The sequence below is a fragment of the Streptomyces sp. NBC_01454 genome (genome assembly GCF_036227565.1).
GTDB lineage: Bacteria > Actinomycetota > Actinomycetes > Streptomycetales > Streptomycetaceae > Streptomyces.
In genome coordinates this window covers 6,886,916-6,906,670 of sequence record NZ_CP109460.1, presented here as the reverse complement: position 1 = coordinate 6,906,670, position 19,755 = coordinate 6,886,916, and the positions used below count along the sequence as shown (strand labels likewise).

Annotated in this window: 17 protein-coding genes; 3 read left to right on the top strand and 14 right to left on the bottom strand. The window is 71.7% G+C overall.

What is annotated here, in order from left to right:
* Positions 1 to 445: 445 nt before the first annotated feature.
* From aroB to OIU81_RS30525, 9 genes are all read right to left on the bottom strand, one after another.
* The gene (aroB, locus tag OIU81_RS30565) at positions 446 to 1,537 is read right to left on the bottom strand and encodes a 3-dehydroquinate synthase (RefSeq protein ID WP_329152989.1); all 1,092 of its coding nucleotides are present in this window, start codon (positions 1,535 to 1,537) and stop codon (positions 446 to 448) included.
* On the bottom strand, positions 1,534 to 2,091 hold the full coding sequence (locus OIU81_RS30560; RefSeq protein WP_329152987.1) for a shikimate kinase: 558 nt from the start codon (positions 2,089 to 2,091) through the stop codon (positions 1,534 to 1,536). Before OIU81_RS30560 ends, aroB begins: the two co-directional genes overlap by 4 nt.
* Positions 2,088 to 3,272: a chorismate synthase gene (gene aroC / locus OIU81_RS30555; protein WP_329152986.1), complete on the bottom strand. Its 1,185-nt coding sequence runs from the start codon at positions 3,270 to 3,272 to the stop codon at positions 2,088 to 2,090. The genes OIU81_RS30560 and aroC overlap by 4 nt, the downstream gene beginning before the upstream one ends.
* Before the next feature lie 130 nt (positions 3,273 to 3,402).
* Positions 3,403 to 4,230: a shikimate dehydrogenase gene (locus tag OIU81_RS30550; RefSeq protein ID WP_329152985.1), complete on the bottom strand. Its 828-nt coding sequence runs from the start codon at positions 4,228 to 4,230 to the stop codon at positions 3,403 to 3,405.
* The gene (mltG, locus tag OIU81_RS30545) at positions 4,230 to 5,927 is read right to left on the bottom strand and encodes an endolytic transglycosylase MltG (RefSeq protein ID WP_329152983.1); all 1,698 of its coding nucleotides are present in this window, start codon (positions 5,925 to 5,927) and stop codon (positions 4,230 to 4,232) included. The genes OIU81_RS30550 and mltG overlap by 1 nt, the downstream gene beginning before the upstream one ends.
* Before the next feature lie 127 nt (positions 5,928 to 6,054).
* On the bottom strand, positions 6,055 to 6,519 hold the full coding sequence (gene ruvX, locus OIU81_RS30540; RefSeq protein WP_329155466.1) for a Holliday junction resolvase RuvX: 465 nt from the start codon (positions 6,517 to 6,519) through the stop codon (positions 6,055 to 6,057).
* Positions 6,520 to 6,533: 14 nt separating this feature from the next.
* Positions 6,534 to 9,203 carry an alanine--tRNA ligase gene (gene alaS / locus OIU81_RS30535; RefSeq protein WP_329152981.1) on the bottom strand — a complete coding sequence of 890 codons (2,670 nt, stop codon included), beginning with the start codon at positions 9,201 to 9,203 and terminating at the stop codon, positions 6,534 to 6,536.
* Entirely contained in the window at positions 9,203 to 9,547 is a 345-nt protein-coding gene (locus OIU81_RS30530) for a DUF6167 family protein (RefSeq protein WP_329152980.1), read from the bottom strand. The genes alaS and OIU81_RS30530 overlap by 1 nt, the downstream gene beginning before the upstream one ends.
* 8 nt (positions 9,548 to 9,555) lie before the next feature.
* Positions 9,556 to 9,990 carry a DUF948 domain-containing protein gene (locus OIU81_RS30525; protein WP_329152978.1) on the bottom strand — a complete coding sequence of 145 codons (435 nt, stop codon included), beginning with the start codon at positions 9,988 to 9,990 and terminating at the stop codon, positions 9,556 to 9,558.
* A 179-nt stretch (positions 9,991 to 10,169) separates the two neighbouring features.
* On the opposite strand from OIU81_RS30525, the gene OIU81_RS30520 reads away from it, so the two are divergent.
* Positions 10,170 to 12,443 carry an ATP-binding protein gene (locus tag OIU81_RS30520; RefSeq protein WP_329331351.1) on the top strand — a complete coding sequence of 758 codons (2,274 nt, stop codon included), beginning with the start codon at positions 10,170 to 10,172 and terminating at the stop codon, positions 12,441 to 12,443.
* A gap of 26 nt (positions 12,444 to 12,469) precedes the next feature.
* Here OIU81_RS30520 and rpsD read toward each other — a convergent pair whose 3' ends face one another.
* On the bottom strand, positions 12,470 to 13,081 hold the full coding sequence (gene rpsD, locus OIU81_RS30515; RefSeq protein ID WP_030987289.1) for a 30S ribosomal protein S4: 612 nt from the start codon (positions 13,079 to 13,081) through the stop codon (positions 12,470 to 12,472).
* A gap of 182 nt (positions 13,082 to 13,263) precedes the next feature.
* Between rpsD and OIU81_RS30510 the strand changes: the two genes are divergently transcribed.
* Positions 13,264 to 14,019 (top strand): DUF2470 domain-containing protein, encoded by a 756-nt coding sequence (locus OIU81_RS30510; RefSeq protein WP_329152973.1) that lies wholly within the window; start codon positions 13,264 to 13,266, stop codon positions 14,017 to 14,019.
* Positions 14,020 to 14,058: 39 nt separating this feature from the next.
* Here OIU81_RS30510 and OIU81_RS30505 read toward each other — a convergent pair whose 3' ends face one another.
* The 4 genes from OIU81_RS30505 to OIU81_RS30490 all read right to left on the bottom strand — a co-directional run bounded on the left by OIU81_RS30505 (position 14,059) and on the right by OIU81_RS30490 (position 18,547).
* Positions 14,059 to 15,483 (bottom strand): replication-associated recombination protein A, encoded by a 1,425-nt coding sequence (locus tag OIU81_RS30505; protein ID WP_329152972.1) that lies wholly within the window; start codon positions 15,481 to 15,483, stop codon positions 14,059 to 14,061.
* A gap of 87 nt (positions 15,484 to 15,570) precedes the next feature.
* On the bottom strand, positions 15,571 to 16,212 hold the full coding sequence (locus OIU81_RS30500) for a vitamin K epoxide reductase family protein (protein ID WP_329152971.1): 642 nt from the start codon (positions 16,210 to 16,212) through the stop codon (positions 15,571 to 15,573).
* Positions 16,213 to 16,559: 347 nt separating this feature from the next.
* On the bottom strand, positions 16,560 to 17,822 hold the full coding sequence (gene hisS, locus OIU81_RS30495; RefSeq protein WP_329152969.1) for a histidine--tRNA ligase: 1,263 nt from the start codon (positions 17,820 to 17,822) through the stop codon (positions 16,560 to 16,562).
* Positions 17,823 to 17,833: 11 nt separating this feature from the next.
* The gene (locus OIU81_RS30490; RefSeq protein ID WP_329152967.1) at positions 17,834 to 18,547 is read right to left on the bottom strand and encodes an MBL fold metallo-hydrolase; all 714 of its coding nucleotides are present in this window, start codon (positions 18,545 to 18,547) and stop codon (positions 17,834 to 17,836) included.
* A 170-nt stretch (positions 18,548 to 18,717) separates the two neighbouring features.
* Here OIU81_RS30490 and OIU81_RS30485 point away from each other — a divergent pair, with 170 nt between their 5' ends.
* The gene (locus OIU81_RS30485; protein ID WP_329152966.1) at positions 18,718 to 19,539 is read left to right on the top strand and encodes a peptidylprolyl isomerase; all 822 of its coding nucleotides are present in this window, start codon (positions 18,718 to 18,720) and stop codon (positions 19,537 to 19,539) included.
* Positions 19,540 to 19,755: the final 216 nt, after the last annotated feature.

Genomic DNA, 19,755 nt, shown 5'->3' with positions numbered 1-19,755 from the left:
CACGCCGGTGATGCCCCGGCGCCGGGCTCAGCTGCCCGTGCGCTGTGCGGTAACCCACCGGCGCGGAGGGGCCGTTGTGCCCCACAGCTCGGTGTGGGTGGTGCTGCTGCGAACCGTACCCTCCCGGGCCCGGGAACAGGAGAGATCCCTGCCCCGGCGCTCAGCACATGAACGGCCGGGACAGGACGGAAGTGCCCTGGTGGCGCGTCAGATGTGCGGCCGGACGGCGCACGGAGCAGGAGGAGGCAGGGCGCCGGGATGCCTGGCGCCCGGTTCGTCGCGTACGGGACGCGGGGGCGCCGCCGTCAGCCGGGGGGTGCCTCCCGTGGGCCGTACCCGGAGTGCGGGAGGCACCGGGGTGGGGACGACGGGAGCGGGACGCGGGCCCGAGCGGCCGGAGCCGGGCCCCGGCGCGGTGCCGTACGGGCGCGCCGGGGCGGACGGCTCAGGCCGCGATCTCGGCGTGGGCGGCGAGCAGCATGGCCGGGTCCGGGCCCTCCAGAACGGTCGGCTTGGCCAGGCCGTCCAGAACGATGAAGCGCAGCCGGTCGCCACGGGACTTCTTGTCGACCTTCATCGTCTCCAGCAGCTTGGGCCACTGGTCACCGCGGTAGGTCAGCGGCAGCCCGACAGCCTCCAGGACGGTGCGGTGCCGGTCGGCGGTGGCATCGTCCAGGCGGCCGGCGATCCGGCCGAGTTCGGCGGCGAAGACCATGCCCACGGAGACGGCCGCGCCGTGCCGCCAGTTGTAGCGCTCGTTCTTCTCGATGGCGTGCGCCAGGGTGTGGCCGTAGTTGAGGATCTCGCGCAGGCCGGATTCCTTGAGGTCGGCGGAGACCACCTCGGCCTTGACCCGGATCGCCCGCTCGATCAGCTCGGCGGTGTGCGCCCCGTCCGGGCGCTTGGCACCCTCCGGGTCCGACTCGATCAGGTCGAGGATCGCCGGGTCGGCGATGAAGCCGGCCTTGATGACCTCGGCCAGACCGGAGACGTAGTCGTGCACCGGCAGCGAGTCGAGCGCGGCCAGATCGCAGAGCACCCCGGCCGGCGGGTGGAAGGCGCCGACGAGGTTCTTGCCCTCGGCGGTGTTGATGCCGGTCTTGCCGCCGACCGCCGCGTCCACCATGCCCAGGACCGTGGTCGGCACCGCGATCCAGCGCACCCCGCGCAGCCAGGTCGCGGCGACGAAACCGGCCAGGTCGGTGGTGGCGCCGCCGCCGACGCCCACGAGCACATCGCTGCGGGTGAAGCCGGACTGGCCGAGCGCCTTCCAGCAGTACGCCGCGACCTCGGCGGTCTTGGACTCCTCGGCGTTCGGCAGCTGGATCGCGACGGCCTCGTAGCCCTGGGAGGCCAGGTCCTCGCGCAGCGCCTCACCCGTGGCGGCCAGCGCCTCCGGGTGCAGCACAGCGACCCGCTTGGCCCCCGCACCGATCAGGCCCGGGAGTTCACCGAGCAGCTGCCGCCCGACGAGCACCTCGTACGGGTCGGTGCCCGCCGTGCCGCCGACCTGGATACGGGTGGCCTGCTCCGTCATGCCTGTTCCTCCCTGTGGGCGGCCCGCGGGGCGTCTCCCCCGGCCGGCCGTAGCTCCAAAGCGTCCAGGATCGCCTCGGCGACCTGCTCGGGGGTGCGCTCCCCCGTTTCGATCACGGCGCGCGCGACCTGTGTGTACAGCGGGCGGCGCCGCTCCATCAGCTCGCGCCACTGCTTGCGCGGGTTGACGGCCAGCAGCGGGCGGGGCGCGTCGAGGCCCACCCGCTTGACGGCGTCGGCGAGCTGGACGTCCAGGAAGATCACCGGCAGCCCGGCGAGCAGCGCGCGGGTGCCGTCGTCCAGGATGGCGCCGCCGCCGAGCGAGAGCACGCCCCGGTGACCGTCCAGGGCGTCGCGGACGGCCGCCCGCTCCAGCTCACGGAAGTGCGGCTCGCCCTGGTCGATGAAGATCTCGGCGATCGGCCGACCGGCCGTGGCGACGACATCCGCGTCGGTGTCGCGGTAGCCGACGCCCAGCCGCTCGGCGAGCAGCGCGCCCACCGTGGACTTGCCGGCCCCGGGCGGGCCGATCAACACGACGGCCGGCGACGTCACTTGATCGCCAGGTTGTCGAGGAAGCTGCGCACGTTGCGGCGGGTCTCGGGCACGCTGTCGCCGCCGAACTTCTCCAGTACCGCGTCCGCCAGCACGAGCGCCACCATGGCCTCGGCGACGATGCCGGCGGCCGGCACGGCGCAGACGTCCGAGCGCTGGTGGTGTGCCTTGGTCGCCTCGCCGGTGCTCACATCGATGGTCGCCAGCGCTCGCGGCACCGTCGCGATCGGCTTCATCGCGGCGCGCACCCGCAGCAGCTCGCCGGTGGTCAGCCCGCCCTCGGTGCCGCCGGAGCGGCCCGTGCTGCGCCTGATCCCGTCGTCGGTGGAGACGATCTCGTCGTGGGCCTTCGAGCCCGGCACGCGTGCCAGGTCGAAGCCGTCGCCGACCTCGACGCCCTTGATCGCCTGGATGCCCATGAGGGCCGCGGCCAGCCGGGCGTCCAGTCGCCGGTCCCAGTGGACGTGCGAGCCGAGCCCCACGGGCACGCCGTAGGCCAGCACCTCGACCACACCGCCGAGGGTGTCGCCGTCCTTGTGGGCCTGGTCGATCTCGGCGATCATCGCCTTGCTCGCGTCCGCGTCCAGGCAGCGCACCGGGTCGGCGTCCAGCTTCTCGACGTCGGAGGGCTTGGGGAGGACCCCGTACGGGGCCTTGGCGGCGGCCAGCTCCACGACATGCGAGACGATCTCGATGCCGGCCGTCTCCTTGAGGAAGGACCGGGCGACCGCGCCCAGGGCGACCCGGGCGGCGGTCTCGCGGGCGGAGGCGCGCTCCAGGACCGGACGGGCCTCGTCGAAGCCGTACTTCTGCATGCCGGCGAGGTCGGCGTGGCCGGGGCGGGGGCGGGTCAGCGGCGCGTTACGGGCCAGTGCGTCCAGCACTTCCTGGTCCACCGGGTCGGCCGCCATCACCTGCTCCCACTTGGGCCACTCGGTGTTGCCGACCATCACGGCCACCGGCGAGCCCAGCGACAGACCGTGCCGCACCCCACCCAGGAACGTGACCTCGTCCTGCTCGAACTTCATCCGCGCACCGCGGCCGTAGCCGAGCCGGCGCCTCGCCAGTGCGTCCGCCACCAGCTCCGTGGTGATCGGGACCCCGGCCGGAAGGCCCTCCAGCGTCGCCACGAGTGCGGGGCCGTGCGACTCCCCCGCCGTCAGCCAGCGCAACCTGCTCAACGGTGCTCCTCATGTACTGCTCATCCGCGTACGGTCTCCCCCCGATCCTCCCACGTCGCACCGACAGGGCGGCGCCCAGTCCAGGGTGCGGACCCGTACGTGCGGGGCGGGGCCGGGCGGACCGGGCCGGTCAGCGGGCGGCGAGTGCCGCCTCACCGGCCCGGCGCATCGCGGCGAGCGGCGCCGGCGAGTGCCCCGTCATCTGCTCCACCTGCAGGACGGCCTGGTGGACCAGCAGGTCGAGGCCGCCGACCACGGCGCCGCCGCGGTCGGCCCAGGCCGCGGCCAGCGCCGTCGGCCAAGGCTCGTACAGGACGTCGAAGAGGGTGCCGGGCCGCGCGGGGACGGCGGCGGCGAGCGCGTCGGTGGTACCCGCCGGGGTGGTGGCGACGGTCAGCGGCGCCTCGAAGGCCGCGGCGGCGTCCTCCCAGGGGGCGGTGCGGACCGGGACGCCGAGCCGCTCACCCCAGCCGCGCATCTGTGCGGCGCGGGCGTCGCTGCGGACATACGCGGTGACCTCGCCGGTGCAGATCCGGGCGAGGGCGGCGAGCGCCGAGGAGGCGGTGGCACCGGCCCCCAGCACCGAGGCCCGCTCGACCCGTTCCACGCCGCGCTCGCGCAGTGCGGCGAGCATGCCGGGAATATCCGTGTTGTCGCCGAGGCGGCGCCCGTCGCCGGTGAGGACGACGGTGTTCACCGCCTCCACCGAGGCCGCGGTCGGGGTGATCTCGTCGAGCAGCGGGATCACCGCGCGCTTGAGCGGCATGGTCAGCGACAGACCCGCCCAGGTGGCGTCCAGGCGCTCCATGAAGGCGGGCAGGGCCGCTTCGTCCACGTCGTGGCGACCGTACGTCCAGTCGCCCAGGCCCAATTCCCGGTAGGCGGCGCGGTGCAGCACCGGAGAGAGGGAATGGGCGATCGGGGAGCCGAGCACCGCGGCTCGACGGGTGGTGCTCATTACCTGGCTTTCTCGTGTTCCTTTTCGTAGATGCGCCGGTTGCGCTCATGCTGTTCGTTCGTCTCGGCGAACAGCGTCTTGTCCGGGCTGATCGAGACGAAGTAATACCAATTGCCCTTGGCCGGGTCGATGGCCGACTTGAGCGCCACCTCACCGGGGTTACCGATCGGGCCCGGCGGCAGTCCCTTGAACTTGTAGGTGTTGTACGGGTCGTTGAAATTCCGCAGATTGTCGACGGACCCGGTGTCCAGGGTGCTCTGGGATTTCGCGTAGTTCACCGTCGAGTCGAAGTCCAGCAGACCGTAGGTCTCGGTGTTGTTCGGCTTGAGACGGTTGTAGACGACCCGTGCGACCTTGACGAAGTCGTGCTTGTACTTGCCTTCGGCCTGCGTGAGGCTGGCGACGGTCAGCAGCTGCATCGGCGAGGAGAGATGGAGCTTTCGGGCATTGCCCTCCAAGTCGTACCGCTGGTAGACCTGGTTCGCGCGCGCCACCATCTGCTTGAGCACCGCGGCCGGCTTCGCGTCGCCGCCCACGCTGTAGGTGGACGGATAGAGGAAGCCCTCCAGCGGGTCCTTTATCTTCGAGGAGTCATTCGCCCAGGACGGCAGTCCGAGGTTCTTGGCCTCGCTCTTGGCGACACCCTTGGTCGTGCCCGCCTTGAGACGGAGCTTGGTGTCGATGAGTTTGTAGACCTCGGCGGAGCGCAGGCCTTCCCGGATCGTGAGGCCGTTACGGCTCTTGGGATCCAGCATCATCTCGATGGCCGCGGCGCCCGACATCTTCGTGCGGAGGCTGTACGTCCCCGGTTGCAGGCTCTGCGCCTTCTTGTTCTCCCCGGCCGCCTCGGTGAAGGCACCGGCGCTCTTGATGACGCCCTTGTCCTGGAGAATCTGGCCCATTTCCGAAAGCGGCGAACCGTCCGGAATGTCGACCTGGATCGCGCCGGATCCCTTGCCCTGGTAATCGGGGGCCGAGCCGAAGTGGCTCATGATGAAGTCATAACCGAAATATCCGACGGCGCCCGTGGCCCCGGCGAAGAGCAGGGCGACGACCAGACAGGCCCGGCCGCTGCGCCGTTTGTTCTTCTTTCCGCGGCGCTCGCGCCCGCCCCGGCCGTCCTCGCGGGGATCACGGTCGTCGGGGTCGTCGCGGTCATCGTCGGCATGGTCCGCGAAGAACGCGTGCTCCGGCTCCGGCTCGCGCGGCTCCGGCGCGGCCCGCCAGTCGTCACCGGGGTCCTCGTCGTAGTGCGGCTCCTGCTGCTGCGGATGCGGCGGCGGTGGCTGGTACTGCGGCTGCGGCTGTGTCTGCTGCATCTGCTGGGCCTGGTGCGCCTGCTGGGCCTGCTGGGCCTGCTGGGCCTGCTGACGCAGCGGATCCGGCTGCTGCTGCGGATAGCCGTCCGGCGCGCCGTAGTAGTCGGTGCTCGCGCCGCCGTACGGATCGGCCGGCTGGTACTGCTGCCCGTAGGGGTCGTACGGGTCGTACGGCAGCTGTCCGCCCTGCGAGCCGTCCCAGCCCCCGTGGTACTGCTGCTGGGGGTAGGGGTCCGGCTGCTGCTGGGGGTGCGGGGCGGACTGCGGGCCGCTCCACTGGGGCTGCTGGGCCTGGCCTCCGTGAGGACCCTGGTCTCCGTAGAGCGGGTCCTCGGGGTGCCACGGTTCGGAGCCGTAGCCCCGGCCATACTCGGTCATCGATCCCCTAGAGCCGAGAGGCGGTGCGCTCCGGCCTGGCAGCGCGCTTGCTGTACCTGGTCCGCCTCTACTTGCACGCGCGGCTGTTCGAACGCCGCACATCGCGCGGAACGTTACCGTACCGCGATCAGATGACCACTTCGACGCTCTCTCCCGGAGGAGCCCCCGAGACGCGCTCGGTCTCCAGTGCGCTCTGCAGGATGACCACCGCCGCGGCCTGGTCGACCACCGAGCGGCCCTTCTTGCTCCGCACCCCCGAGGCCCGCAGTCCCTGGGTCGCGGTCACTGTCGACATCCGCTCGTCGACCAGCCGGACCCCTACGGGTGCGACATTCCGGGCCAGCTCCTGGGCGAAGGCCCGGACCTTGGCCGCGGCCGGCCCCTCTCCCCCGTTGAGGGAGCGGGGCAGACCGACCACGACTTCGAGGGGTTCGTACTCCTCGACGATCGCCTTGAGCCGGCGGTGCGCTGAGGGGACATCACGCCCCGGGACGGTCTCGACGGGGGTGGCGAGGACCCCGTCGGGGTCGCACGAGGCGACCCCGATACGGGCATCCCCGACATCCACCGCGATGCGCCGGCCGCGTCGCATCTCACTCACGCGCGTCAGGCCGCCTCGGCCACGAGGCGCTCGACGGCCTCCAGGGCCTCGGGCACCGCGGCGGCGTTCTGACCGCCGCCCTGGGCGACGTCGGGCTTGCCGCCGCCACCGCCGCCGAGCGTCTTGGCGGCGGCACGGACCAGGTCACCGGCCTTGATGCCGCGCTCACGGGCGGCCTCGTTGGTGGCGATGACCGTCACCGGGCGGCCATTGGCCACTGTGAAGAGCGCCACAACGGCGGCCCGGCCGCCCTGGATCCGCCCGCGGACGTCGAGCACCAGCTTGCGCAGGTCGTCGGCGGAGGTGCCGTCGGGGACCTGGCCAGCGGCCAACGCCACGCCGCGGACGTCCTTGGCGCCCTCGGCCAGCCCGGCGGCGGCCTGCAGCACCTTCTCCGCGCGGAACTTCTCGATCTCCTTCTCGGCGTCCTTCAGCTTGGCCAGGACGCCGGAGATCTTCTCCGGGAGCTCCTCCGGACGTCCCTTGACCAGCTCGGTGAGCTGGGAGACGACGGTGTGCTCGCGGGCGAGGAACTTGTAGGCGTCCACGCCGACCAGTGCCTCGACGCGGCGTACGCCGGAGCCGATGGAGGACTCGCCGAGCAGCTTCACCAGGCCCAGCTGGGCGGTGTTGTGGACGTGGGTGCCGCCGCACAGCTCCTTGGAGAAGTCGCCGATGGTGACCACGCGGACCCGGTCGCCGTACTTCTCGCCGAACTCGGCGATGGCGCCCTGCTTCTTGGCGTCCTCCATGCTCATGACCTCGGCGTGCACATCGAGCTCACGGGCCAGCACGTCGTTGATCTTCTGCTCGACGTCGGTGAGGACCGTGCCGGGCACGGCGGCCGGCGAGCCGAAGTCGAAGCGGAAGCGGCCCGGGGAGTTCTCCGAACCGGCCTGGGCGGCCGTCGGGCCGAGGGCGTCACGCAGCGCCTGGTGGGTGAGGTGGGTGGCGCTGTGGGCGCGGGCGATGGCGCGCCGGCGGGTGATGTCGATGATGGCGTACGCGGCGGAGCCGACCACCACCTCACCGACCTGGACGACGCCCTTGTGGACCGTGACGCCGGGCACCGGCTGCTGGACGTCGCGGACCTCGACGACGGCGCCGGAGTCCAGCTTGATCCGGCCGGTGTCGGCGAGCTGGCCGCCGCCCTCGGCATAGAAGGGGGTGCGGTCCAGGACGACCTCGACCTCGTCGCCCTCGTGGGCGGCAGGGGTCGGTACGCCGTTGACCAGCAGGCCCACGACGGCGGACTCGCCCTCGGTGGCGCTGTAGCCGGTGAACTCCGTCGCGCCGGACGTGTCGGCGACCGCGCGGTAGGCGGACAGGTCGGCGTGGCCGCTCTTCTTGGACTGGGCGTCGGCCTTGGCGCGCTCCCGCTGCTCCTTCATCAGGCGGCGGAAGCCGTCCTCGTCCACCGACAGGCCCTGTTCGGCGGCCATTTCGAGGGTGAGGTCGATCGGGAAGCCCCAGGTGTCGTGGAGCAGGAAGGCCTTGTCGCCGGGCAGGACCGTGGAACCGGTGGCCTTGGTGTCCGTGACGGCGGTGTCGAGGATGTTGGTGCCGGCCTTCAGGGTCTTGACGAAGGCGGCCTCCTCGGCGAGGGCGACCGTCTCGATGCGGCGGCGGTCCTCCAGCAGCTCGGGGTACTGCTGGCCCATGGTCTTGATGACCACGTCGAGCAGCTCGCCGACGACCAGCCCGCTCGCGCCGAGCAGGCGCATGTTGCGGATGGCGCGGCGCATGATGCGACGCAGGACGTAGCCGCGGCCCTCGTTGCCCGGGGTGACACCGTCGCCGATGAGCATCGTGGACGTGCGGATGTGGTCGGCGACCACGCGCAGCGAGACGTCACTGTCGTGCGAAGTGCCGTAGTGGACGCCGGTCAGCTCGGTGGCCTTGTCGATGACGACACGCAGGGTGTCCGTCTCGTACATGTTCGGGACGTCCTGCAGGATCATCGCCAGGCGCTCGAGACCGAGGCCGGTGTCGATGTTCTTGCTGGGCAGCTCGCCGAGGATCTCGAAGTCCTCCTTGCTCGTGCCCGCACCCCGCTCGTACTGCATGAAGACGAGGTTCCAGATCTCCACGTACCGCTCGTCGTTGACGGCCGGGCCGCCCTCGACGCCGAACTCCGGACCGCGGTCGTAGTTGATCTCGGAGCACGGACCGCACGGGCCCGGGACGCCCATGGACCAGTAGTTCTCCGTCTTGCCCAGGCGCTGGATGCGCTCCTTGGGCACCCCGACGACCTCGTGCCAGATGCGCTCGGCCTCGTCGTCGTCGAGGTAGACGGTGATCCAGAGCTTCTCCGGGTCGAGGCCGTAGCCGCCGTCGGCCTGCGAGCCGGTCAGCAGCTCCCAGGCGTACTTGATGGCGCCTTCCTTGAAGTAGTCGCCGAAGGAGAAGTTGCCGCACATCTGGAAGAACGTGCCGTGCCGGGTGGTCTTGCCGACCTCTTCGATGTCCGGCGTGCGCACGCACTTCTGCACGCTGGTGGCGCGCGGGGCGGGCGGCTTGACCTCGCCGAGGAAGTACGGCTTGAAGGGGACCATGCCCGCGTTGACCAGCAGCAGCGTCGGGTCGTCCGCGATGAGCGACGCCGACGGCACGACGGTGTGCCCGCGCTCCTCGAAGAAGCGCAGCCAGCGCCTGCGGATTTCAGCCGACTCCATCAGTGGTCCTCTTTCCCAGTCGGTCCGGTCAGACCGTGCGGTCCGGTTGTTCTCGTGGTGCGGTACTGCGGTTCGAGCACCGCGCGACGCGGTGCGGGCAGCTCGTGCACCTCGGCCGGTTCACCGAGTCCGAGGGCTTCGTGCAGCTGCTCTTCACGGTCCGCCATTCCGGTCCGTACGTCCAATGCAAATTGACGCAGCCGGTGTCCGGTCTCGACGGCCTTGTCCGCGGCCTGCGCGGCGAGGCTGTCGGGCTGCAGCTTGCGCAGCTTGCGGTGGACCTTGTTGGTGGCCCACACCCCGGCGGCGGCGCCGGTGGTGAACCAGAATGCGCGGCGGAACATCGCGGTGATCAGTCCTTGGAGCGGCGGTTGCGGCGCCCGCCGCGGCGGGCGCCGGACAGGGTACGGCCGGGGATGACGGTGCGCTGCGGCGCCGGTTCGCCCTTCTTGCCGATCGCGCGGCGCACCCCGTAGCCGAAGGCCGCCATCTTGACCAGCGGGCCCCCGAAGGCGGAGGAGACGGTCGAGGAGAGCGCGGAGGCGTTGGCGGTGACCTCCTGGACGTCGGCGGCGATGGCGTCGACGCGGGCCAGCTGGGAGTGGGCGGAGCGGACGGTCGCGGACGCGTCGGCGAGGAGGGGTACGGCCTTCTCGGACACCTCGGCGACCATCTTGGTGGTCGCCTTGAGCGTCTGCGCGAGCCTCACCAGCACGAGGGCGAGGAACGACACGAGGATCGCCCAGAAGACGGCCACGAGGATCCCGGCCACCTCTCCACCGGACACGTTGGCACCACTCTCCGACTGCTCTGGGTCTGGTTTCGTCCTGCTCGAACGGCAACCTTGACCTTATCGCGCCGCGACGCTCGGCCCGCACCGCGTTCCCGGTGGCGCGCAACGGATGCCGGGGGATTCCGGCAGCGTGATTGTACGGTCCGCATCTCGCCGAGTACGCTCCGTGTGCCATGCGACGCCTCACGCGCCCCGGCCCCGCCGCCCGCCCCTCCCCCGAGCCTCTCCGGGCGCCGGGCAGGCCCGGGAATCTCCCCGCGGAACTCAACCGCTTCATCGGCCGCGACGACGAACTGGCCGCGCTGGCACGGGAGCTGGAATCCGCCCGGCTCGTGACCCTCACCGGCGTCGGCGGCGGCGGGAAGACACGTCTCGCCGGGCATCTCGCCGCGATCTTGCAGGATCGCTTCTGCGATGGGGTGTGGCTGGTCGAACTGGCCTCGTTGCGCGAGGCGCACCTGATGGACCACGCCGTCGCCGAGGTCCTGGCGCCGGCCGGCCTCGGCGGCCGCCCGGTGCGAGCCGCCCTGTGCGAGCAGCTGGCCGACCGTGAGCTGCTGCTCGTCCTCGACGGCTACGAGCACCTGGTCGACGCCTGTGCCGGGCTGACCGCGGAGCTGCTGCGGCGCGCCCCCGGGCTGCGGGTGCTGGCCGCCGGGCGCCGGCCGCTGGGGCTCAGCGGGGAACGGATCGTGCCGCTCGCGCCGATGAACACCGCCGACGCGACGGCTCTGTTCGCCGACCGCGCCGCCTCGGTCGTCGCCGGCTACACCGTCGGGCCGTCCGACGAGGCGGCGGTCGGCGAGCTCTGCGACCGGCTCGACGGCATTCCGCTCGCACTGGAGCTGGCGGCCGGACGGCTGCGCGCCCTGTCCGTGCACCAGGTGCTGCACCGGCTCGACGACCGCTTCCGGCTGCTGACCGGCACCCGCCCGCGGCACTCCCCCGGGCTCTCGGCTCCTCCCGCACTCTCGGCTTCGCTCCAGCGGGCGGTCCCCCCTGCGCAGGGGGGACCCCCGCCCCGCCACCAGACCCTGCGCACCGCGATCGGCTGGAGCCATGAGCTGTGCACCCCCGCGGAACGGCTGCTGTGGGCGCGGCTGTCGGTCTTCGCCGGGCAGTTCGATCTGGAGGCGGCCGAGTACGTCTGCTCGGGCCCGGAGCTGCCGGCCGATGAACTCCTGGACGTCCTCGCGGAGTTGGTCGCCCAGTCGGTACTGGTGCGCGAGGAGACCGCGGCCGGGGTGCGCTACCGGATGCTGGACACCGTACGGGTCTACGGCGCGGGCTGGCTGACGGCGACCGGTGACGGCGAGCGGCTGCGGCGCCGGCACCGCGACTGGTATCTGGGGCTGGCCACCTGGTGCGAGCTGGACTGGTTCAGCCCCCGGCAGGCCGAGATCGCGGCCCGGATCGAGGCCGAACTGCCCAATCTGCGGGTGGCGCTGGAGCAGAGCATGCAGAGCCCCGGCGATTCGCATCTGGGCCAGTATCTGGCCGGAACGCTGTGGTTCTACTGGGTGGCCTGCGGGCGGCTCGCGGAGGGCCGGCACTGGCTGGACCGGGCGCTGGAGCTGGAGAGCGAGCACGACGACGCACGGATGAAGGCGCTGTGGGTGGCCGGTTATGTCGCGGTGCTCCAGGGGGACACCGTCGCGGCCCTGGGGACCCTGCAGGAGTGCCGGGACGAGGCCGAGCGGACCGGCAACGCCACCGCCGCCGCGTACGCGCTGCACCGCACCGGCTGTCTGGCGCTGGTCTGTGACGACATGCCGCGCGCCGAGCGGCTGCTGCGCCGGGCGCTGCGCCGCTACCGGGAGATCGGCGAGCTCAACAGCACCGTGCTGATGGGGCAGGTGGAGCTGGCGATGGCGCTGACCTTCCAGGGCGAGCTGGCGGACGCGGTGCGGCTGTGCGAGGGCGTCCTGGAGGTGTGCGAGGACCACGGAGAGCGCTGGACACTGGCGTACGCCCAGTTCGTGCTGGCCTACGCGGCCTGGTCACGAGGGGACGGCGGGCGGGCGCGGGCGCTGCTGGAGAAGTGCCTGGCCATCGAGCACTCCTTCCGCGATCTGCTGGGTGCGGTGCTGGCGATCGAGCTGCTGGCGCAGGTGACGCTGGGCGAGGGCGATGCGGCGGAGGCGGCGGTGCTGCAGGGCGCCGCGGGACGGCTCTGGTCGTCGGTCGGGCTGCCGCTGTTCGGCTCGCGCCACTTCCATCAGCCGCATGCGCGGTGTGCGGAGCAGGCGCGCGAGCGGCTGGGGTCCGAGCGCTACGAGCACTGCCTGCGGGTGGGCGGGCGGCTCGATCTGGACGCGGCGGTGGCCCGGGCCCTGCGGTCCGCGGGCCCGGCCTCCGCGGGCCGTCGTGCGGAGCGGCACACGGCGCCGGGAAAGCACGAACCCGCCGCCTCCCCCTCCGCGAACGGCGGGGAGACGGCGGGCTGAGCGTGGTGCTGCGCCTGCTGTGGTGCTTAGCGGGCGTAGTACTCGACGACGAGCTGCTCGTCGCAGATCACCGGGATCTCCTTGCGGTTCGGGTCCCGGTCGAGACGGAACGCCAGAGCCGGCAGGTTGACCTCGAGGTAGCGCGGGGTCTCACCGTCGGTGTCGTAGCCACCCTCACGCGCGACCTGGAAGGGGTGCTTCTCGCGGCTGCGCTCGCGGACCATCACGACATCGCCGGGACGGACGCGGAAGGACGGCTTGTCGACCTTGCGGTCGTTCACCGAGATGTGGCCGTGGACGACCATCTGACGAGCCTGGTAGATGGTGCGGGCGATGCCCGACCGCAGGACGAGCGCGTCCAGACGGCGCTCAAGCTCGATGATCAGCGCTTCGCCGGTCTTGCCTTCGACCTTCCGAGCGCGGTCGTAGGCACGCGCCATCTGGCGCTCGCTGATGTCGTACTGCGCACGCAGGCGCTGCTTCTCGAGCAGACGGACCTTGTAGTCACTGCTCTGCTTGCGGCCACGGCCGTGCTCGCCGGGCGGGTAGGGACGGGCCTCGAAGTACTTGACGGCCTTGGGCGTCAGCGCGATGCCGAGCGCGCGGGACTTCTTGACCTTGGGACGCGACTGGTTCACGTGGAACGGACCTCCGTGTAAGTTAGGTGAGGCTTACCTTAGCGCGAGGAGAACGCATGTTTCGACCTGGGATCCCCCTGCCCCGTGCACATCGCACCGAGGCGGGTCAGCCGCGTCCCGTGGAAGACGCCCAGCAGCCCACTGCCGCCGAGCGCGTACGAACCCTCGTCGCATCCCATGCTATGGCGTCCCTGAGCATCCCCGGCATCGAGGACCCCGACGAGATCGGCCTCTCCGCTCCTGTCTGCCGAACCGTGACACCCGGTGGAGACGTGCTGTTGCTGGTTCCTGGCGACTCCGCCGCGGCCCGGGCGGCCGCCCACGCGCAGGACGACGACCTGACAGCCGTGATGGAGATCACGGACGTCGCCCCGGTCTCGGTCCCTCACCGGATCCGCGGACGGGCCTGGATCGCCGGCTGGCTCACCCCGGTACGCAACGAGCAGCGCGCCGAGGCCGCGATGCTGCTGGCGGAGCGGCATCCGGTGGGCGAGCTGCTCGGCATCGGCGAGGCACTGCAGCCGGACCCGGCACCGGGCACGTACGGGCGGACCGCCTGGATGATGCTGCGCCTGGAGGTCGGCGAGGGCGCGGTGGACGATCTGTGGGGCGCCGGGCCCGTCGAGCCGGACGATTTCGCCGACGCGGCGCCCGATCCGCTGGTCGCCCATGAGGCGGAGCTGCTGCAGCATCTGCACGCGGCGCACGGCGGGGAGGTGCGCGGGCTGTGTGCCCTGCTGGGCGGCCGCGAGGCGGTCTGCGGGCCGGGCGATCCGGCGGTGCCGGTGAGCCTGGACCGCTTCGGCCTGCGGGTCCGCTTCACCGACGCCGGGCAGCGCTCCTTCGACGCGCGCTTCGACTTCCCGGAGCCCGTGCGGGACGTGGCCGAGCTGCGGCGGGCGATGCACCGGCTCTTCGAGGCGGCGGGGGCGCAGTAGCCGCGAGGGGCGCGGTCGGGGGTCAGTCGCGGTCGGGGGTCAGTCGGTTGCGCCCTCGCCGCCGGTGCCGTGCAGCCGGGCGCGGACCCGCTCGGCGACCTCGGCGTAGCGGGCCTCGGCGCCGTGCCGGGTCGGGGCGTAGTAGCGCTTGCCGTGCACCTCGTCCGGCGCGTACTGCTGGGCCGCGATGCCGCCCGGCAGGTCGTGCGGATACTGATAGCCCTGGCCGTGGCCGAGCTTCTGGGCGCCCTGGTAGTGGCTGTCGCGCAGATGGGGCGGGACCGCGCCCGCCTGACCGGCCCGGACGTCCGCCAGCGCGGCGTCGATCGCGAGATAGGCGGCATTGGACTTCGGCGCCAGGGCGAGCGCGATGGTGGCCTGGCTGAGGGTGATCCGCGCCTCCGGGAAGCCGATCAGCGCCACGGCCTGGGCGGCGGCGACCGCCGTCTGCAGCGCCGTCGGATCGGCCAGGCCGATGTCCTCGCTCGCCGAGATCATCAGCCGGCGGGCGATGAACCGCGGGTCCTCCCCCGCCTCGATCATGCGCGCGAGGTAATGCAGAGCGGCATCGACGTCCGAGCCGCGGATGGACTTGATCAGTGCGCTGGCGACGTCGTAGTGCTGGTCGCCGTCTCGGTCGTACTTCACCGCCGCCCGGTCGACGGACTCCTCCAGCGTCCGGAGGGTGATCTCCTTCTCGCCCTTGGCCAGCGCGGATCCGGCGCCGGCCTCCAGGGCCGTCAGCGCGCGCCGGGCGTCGCCGCCCGCGATGCGCAGCAGATGCCCCTCGGTGTCCTCGGGGAGGGTCACCGCGCCGGCCAGCCCGCGCGCGTCGGTCAGCGCGCGCCGCAGCAGCCCGCGCAGATCCTCGTCCGTGAGGGGTTCGAGGGTCAGCAGCAGTGAACGGGAGAGCAGCGGCGAGATCACCGAGAAGTACGGGTTCTCGGTCGTCGCGGCGATCAGGGTCACCCAGCGGTTCTCCACGGCGGGCAGCAGGGAGTCCTGCTGGGCCTTGCTGAAGCGGTGGATCTCGTCGAGGAAGAGCACGGTCTCCTTGCCGTAGCCCCCCGAGGCCCGCCGGGCGCCGTCGATGACCGCGCGGACCTCCTTGACGCCCGCCGTGATCGCCGACAGCTCCACGAAGCGCCTGTTCGTCGCCTGGCTGACGACATGGGCGAGGGTCGTCTTCCCGATGCCCGGCGGCCCCCACAGGAACACCGAGGACGGACCCGCCGGTCCGCCTCCCGCCCGTCGTCCGCCGGCGCCCTCGTCCGACGCCCCTCCGGCCCCGCTGCCGCCGACGTCGCCGACCAGCCGGCGCAGCGGCGAGCCCGGCTTGAGCAGATGCTGCTGGCCCACGACCTCGTCGAGGGTGCGCGGACGCATCCGCACGGCGAGCGGGGACCGCGAAGGGTCCTTCTCCTGGCGGTCTTCGGCAGCGGCGGTGAACAGGTCGGGCTCCACGATCACGAGCCTAAGCCACCCCACTGACAACGCCCCGGGCGCCGTCATCGACGGCGGCCGGGGCGTGGGGCCCGCGGTGCGCGGGGCTCAGATCAGGGTGCTCCAGTACGACCACCAGTTGGTGAGGATCAGCAGGGCGATCACGCCGTACCAGAGCACCGGCAGGACCCAGTGGAACTCCAGCACCGCCCGGCGCAGCCCGTCGGGGGCCGGGATGATGCCGTGCTTGAGGTTGTGCACGGTGGTGTACCAGAACATCAGGATCGTGACGCACCAGGTCAGCGTGCACCACAGGCACAGCGAGTTGATGCTGTACAGCGACTGGCTCATCAGCCACATACAGAAGACCGTGGCGAGCCCGGTGCCGAGGTTCAGCCCGATCCAGTACCAGCGGCGGAAGCGGGCACCCGCCAGCAGGGCCATGCCGATCGCGATCACCACGCCGAAGCCGACCAGTCCGGCCATCGGGTTCGGGAAGCCGAAGACATCCGCCTGCTTGCTCTGCATGACGTTGCCGCAGGAGATGATCGGGTTGAGGCTGCAGGCCGGCTTGAAGTTCGGGTCCTTCAGCAGCTCGAACTTGTCCAAGGTGATGACCCAGGCCGCCAGCAGACCCAGTGCACCGGTGATCACCAGGAGCAGGGCGAGCCCGCGGCCGGAGCCGGTGGCGGGCGCGCCGCTCGCGTGGTCGTCGTCGGTGGACACGTCGTCAAGCGCTGTCGTCGTCATATCGCCGTTCCGTCGATCCCTCGGGAGATGTGCCTCAGCAGCCGGGCCGGCAAGCGCGGCCGTCGTTCATTCTGCCCCAACTCCACCATGACCCACTGTGCGATGCACATAAAGACGAACCCCGTTCACACAGCGTGCTCTCAGCTTGGGCGCCGCCCGGGCCCACACCGCCGCGCGCCCGCGGGCGCGCCACCGCCGCCACGGCGCCACCGGAATCCCTCCGCGGGGATGAACGCGCGCGAGGGATTGACACCGCCCGCCCGGCAGCACGAGGGGCAGCAGAAGGGGCCCGGACGGCAGGTCGCCGTCGAGCCCCTCAGCGTCTTTCCGCACGTCCGCCCGCGCGCTCAGCCCAGCGTGCGCCGGATCTGCTCAGCCACGGCGTCCAGCGCGACCGCGGTCTGCTCGCCGCTCTCCAGGTCCTTGAGCTGGACGAGGCCCTCGGCCAGGTCCCGCTCCCCCGCGACGAGCGCCAGCCGCGCGCCGGAGCGGTTGGCGGACTTCATGGCGTTCTTCAGTCCCTTGCCGCCGAACGCGAAGTCGGTGGCGATGCCGGACCGGCGCAGCTCGGTGACCACGCCGAACAGCACCCGTCGGGCCTCCTCGCCGAGCGGTACCGCGTAGACGGCGGTGGCCGAGGGGATGTCGAGCGTGATGCCCTCCGCCTCCAGCGCCAGCACCGTACGGTCGACGCCCAGCGCCCAGCCGACGGACGGCAGCGCGGGGCCGCCGATCATCTCCGAGAGGCCGTCGTAGCGGCCGCCGCCGCCCACCGCGGACTGCGAGCCCAGGCCGTCGTGGACGAACTCGAAGGTGGTGCGGGTGTAGTAGTCCAGGCCGCGCACCAGCTTCTCGTCGTCCTCGAAGGTCACGCCCGCCGCGGTCAGCAGCTCACGCACCTGCTCGTGGTAGGCCTTGCAGGCCTCGCAGAGGTAGTCGCGGAGCCTGGGCGCCCCGTCCAGCTGCTTCTGCACCGCCTCGCGCTTGTCGTCCAGGACGCGCAGCGGGTTGATGTCGACCCGGCGCCGGGTGTCGTCGTCGAGGTCGAGCCCGCGCAGGAAGTCCTGCAGCACGGTCCGGTAGACGGGGCGGCACTCCTTGTCGCCGAGGGAGTTCAACAGGATGCGGAAGTTCCGCAGCCCCAGCGCGCGGTAGGCCTGGTCCGCCAGGATGATCAACTCGGCGTCCAGCGCCGGGTCTTCGGCGCCGATGGCCTCCGCGCCGACCTGGGAGAAGTGGCGGTAGCGGCCCTTCTGCGGACGCTCGTAGCGGTAGTACGAGCCGGAGTACCAGAGCTTGACGGGGAGGTTGCCGGCCTTGTGGAGGTTGGCCTCCAGCGCGGCGCGCAGCACGGAAGCGGTGCCCTCGGGGCGCAGCGCGAGCCGGTCGCCGCCCTTGGTCTCGAAGGCGTACATCTCCTTGGTCACGATGTCGGTGGACTCACCGACACCGCGCGCGAACAGCTCGACGTTCTCGAAGCCGGGCGTCTCGATGTAGCCGTACCCGGAGTTCCGCAGCGGCGCGGAGATCGCCTCGCGCACCGCGAGATACGTGGCGGACTGCGGCGGAATCAGGTCGTACGTGCCCTTGGGGGCCTTGAAGGTGCTCACGGAAGCTCTCGTCACATTCCTCGTCGTGGAGCCGGGCTGAAGCCGTCTCCGAGGCCGGCGGCCACCTCCCGCAGGAAGGGGTTGGTGGCGCGCTCGCGGCCGATGGTGGTCTGGGGGCCGTGGCCGGACAGGACGACGGTGGAGTCCTCCAGCGGCAGGCACACGCGGGCCAGCGACTCAAGGATCTCGCCGTGGTCGCCGCCCGGCAGATCGGTGCGTCCGATGGAGCCGGCGAAGAGCAGGTCGCCCGAGAAGAAGACCGGCGGGATGTCGGCCTGCTCGGGCAGCCTGAACGTCACCGACCCCTTGGTATGGCCCGGTGCGTGCGCGACGGAGAACTCCATCCCGGCGAGCTGCAGGGCGGCGCCGTCGCTCAGCTCCTTGACGTCGTCGGGCTCCCCCACGGTCAGGTCGCCCATCAGCTGCTGCCCGATGGAGCGGCCCATGGCCTTCGCCGGGTCGCTCATCATGTAGCGGTCCTCGGGGTGGATCCAGGCCGGGACACCGTGGGCGCCGCACACCGGAACGACGGAGGCGACATGGTCGATGTGGCCATGGGTGAGGACGACCGCGACGGGCTTGAGCCGATGCTTCGCGACCGCGTCCTCGACTCCTTGGGCCGCTTGATGGCCCGGGTCGATGATGACGCACTCCTCACCGGCGGCGGGGGCGACCAAGTAGCAGTTGGTGCCCCAGGCCCCGGCGGGGAACCCGGCAATCAGCACGTTCGTCCTTAAAGGTCGGTAGGGAGGTCGTGGGGAGTCGGTCCGCAGGGCCGCTCCCGGACATCTCGGCAGCTCCAGAGCCTACCGGCGGGACTCCCGGCAGGGCGAACCCGTATACGGTACGGCCACGGCGCATCACCACGATCGATGATCGGACAAGGAGACGACCGGTGGTCAGCAAGGATCAGCGGCGGCGGCAGCTCGCCCGGGAGAAGTTCGAGCGCCAGGAGCAACGGCGGTCCGCCGCCCGGCGGAAGACCAAACGCCGCAATGTGATCGTCGCGTCCGCCGTCGCCGTCGCACTGGCCGCCGGCGGCGCCGTCTACGCCTCCGTGGGACTGGCCGGCGCGACGTCCGACCGGGCCGCGGCGGACGAGGCCCCGTCGAAGGCCCCGGACCCCTGCAACCGGCCCGCGAAGGGCACACCGTCGGCGAAGACCTGGCAGAAGGAGCCGGCGATGGCGGTCGACACCTCGGCCTCCTACACCGCGAAGCTGGCGACGACCTGCGGCGCGATCACCGTGAAGCTGGACGCCGGCAAGGCCCCGCACACGGTCAACTCCTTCGCCTTCCTGGCCGGTCAGGGCTACTTCGACCACAGCAGGTGCCACCGGCTCGACGAGGGCATCCACGTCCTGCAGTGCGGCGACCCCAAGGGCACCGGCCAGGGGACCCCCGGCTACACCATCCCGGACGAGAACCTCAAGGACTCCCGGCTCAAGGGCGGTGTCTATCCGGCGGGCACGGTCGCGATGGCCAACCGTTACGACGGCAGGAGCAAGGCGACCCGCAACACCGGCGGCAGCCAGTTCTTCCTCGTCTACCAGGACAGCAAGCTGCCGCCGAACTACACCCCCTTCGGCACGATCACCGGCGGCATGGACGTGCTGCGCAAGATCGCCGACGCGGGTGCGCAGCCGGACCAGTCGATCGGCGTCACCGTGCCCAACGCCACCGTCGTGATCAACCGGGCGACCGTCACGAAGTCCTGACCGGCCCGGCAGCCCGGGGGCGGCACCTCGCCGTCCCCGGTGCACACCGCGGAATTCGGTCGCGCTGGATGCGGACAGCCGAGCGCCGTTCGCCTAGATTGGCGTTGTGTAGGGTGCCTGCTCCGACGGCTGCCACCCTCACCGCACATCAGCCCGTCGGACCGGCCAGGGCGTGGCTCTGCCGGACAGAAACTGTGGACGATGCCGGGGGGCCGC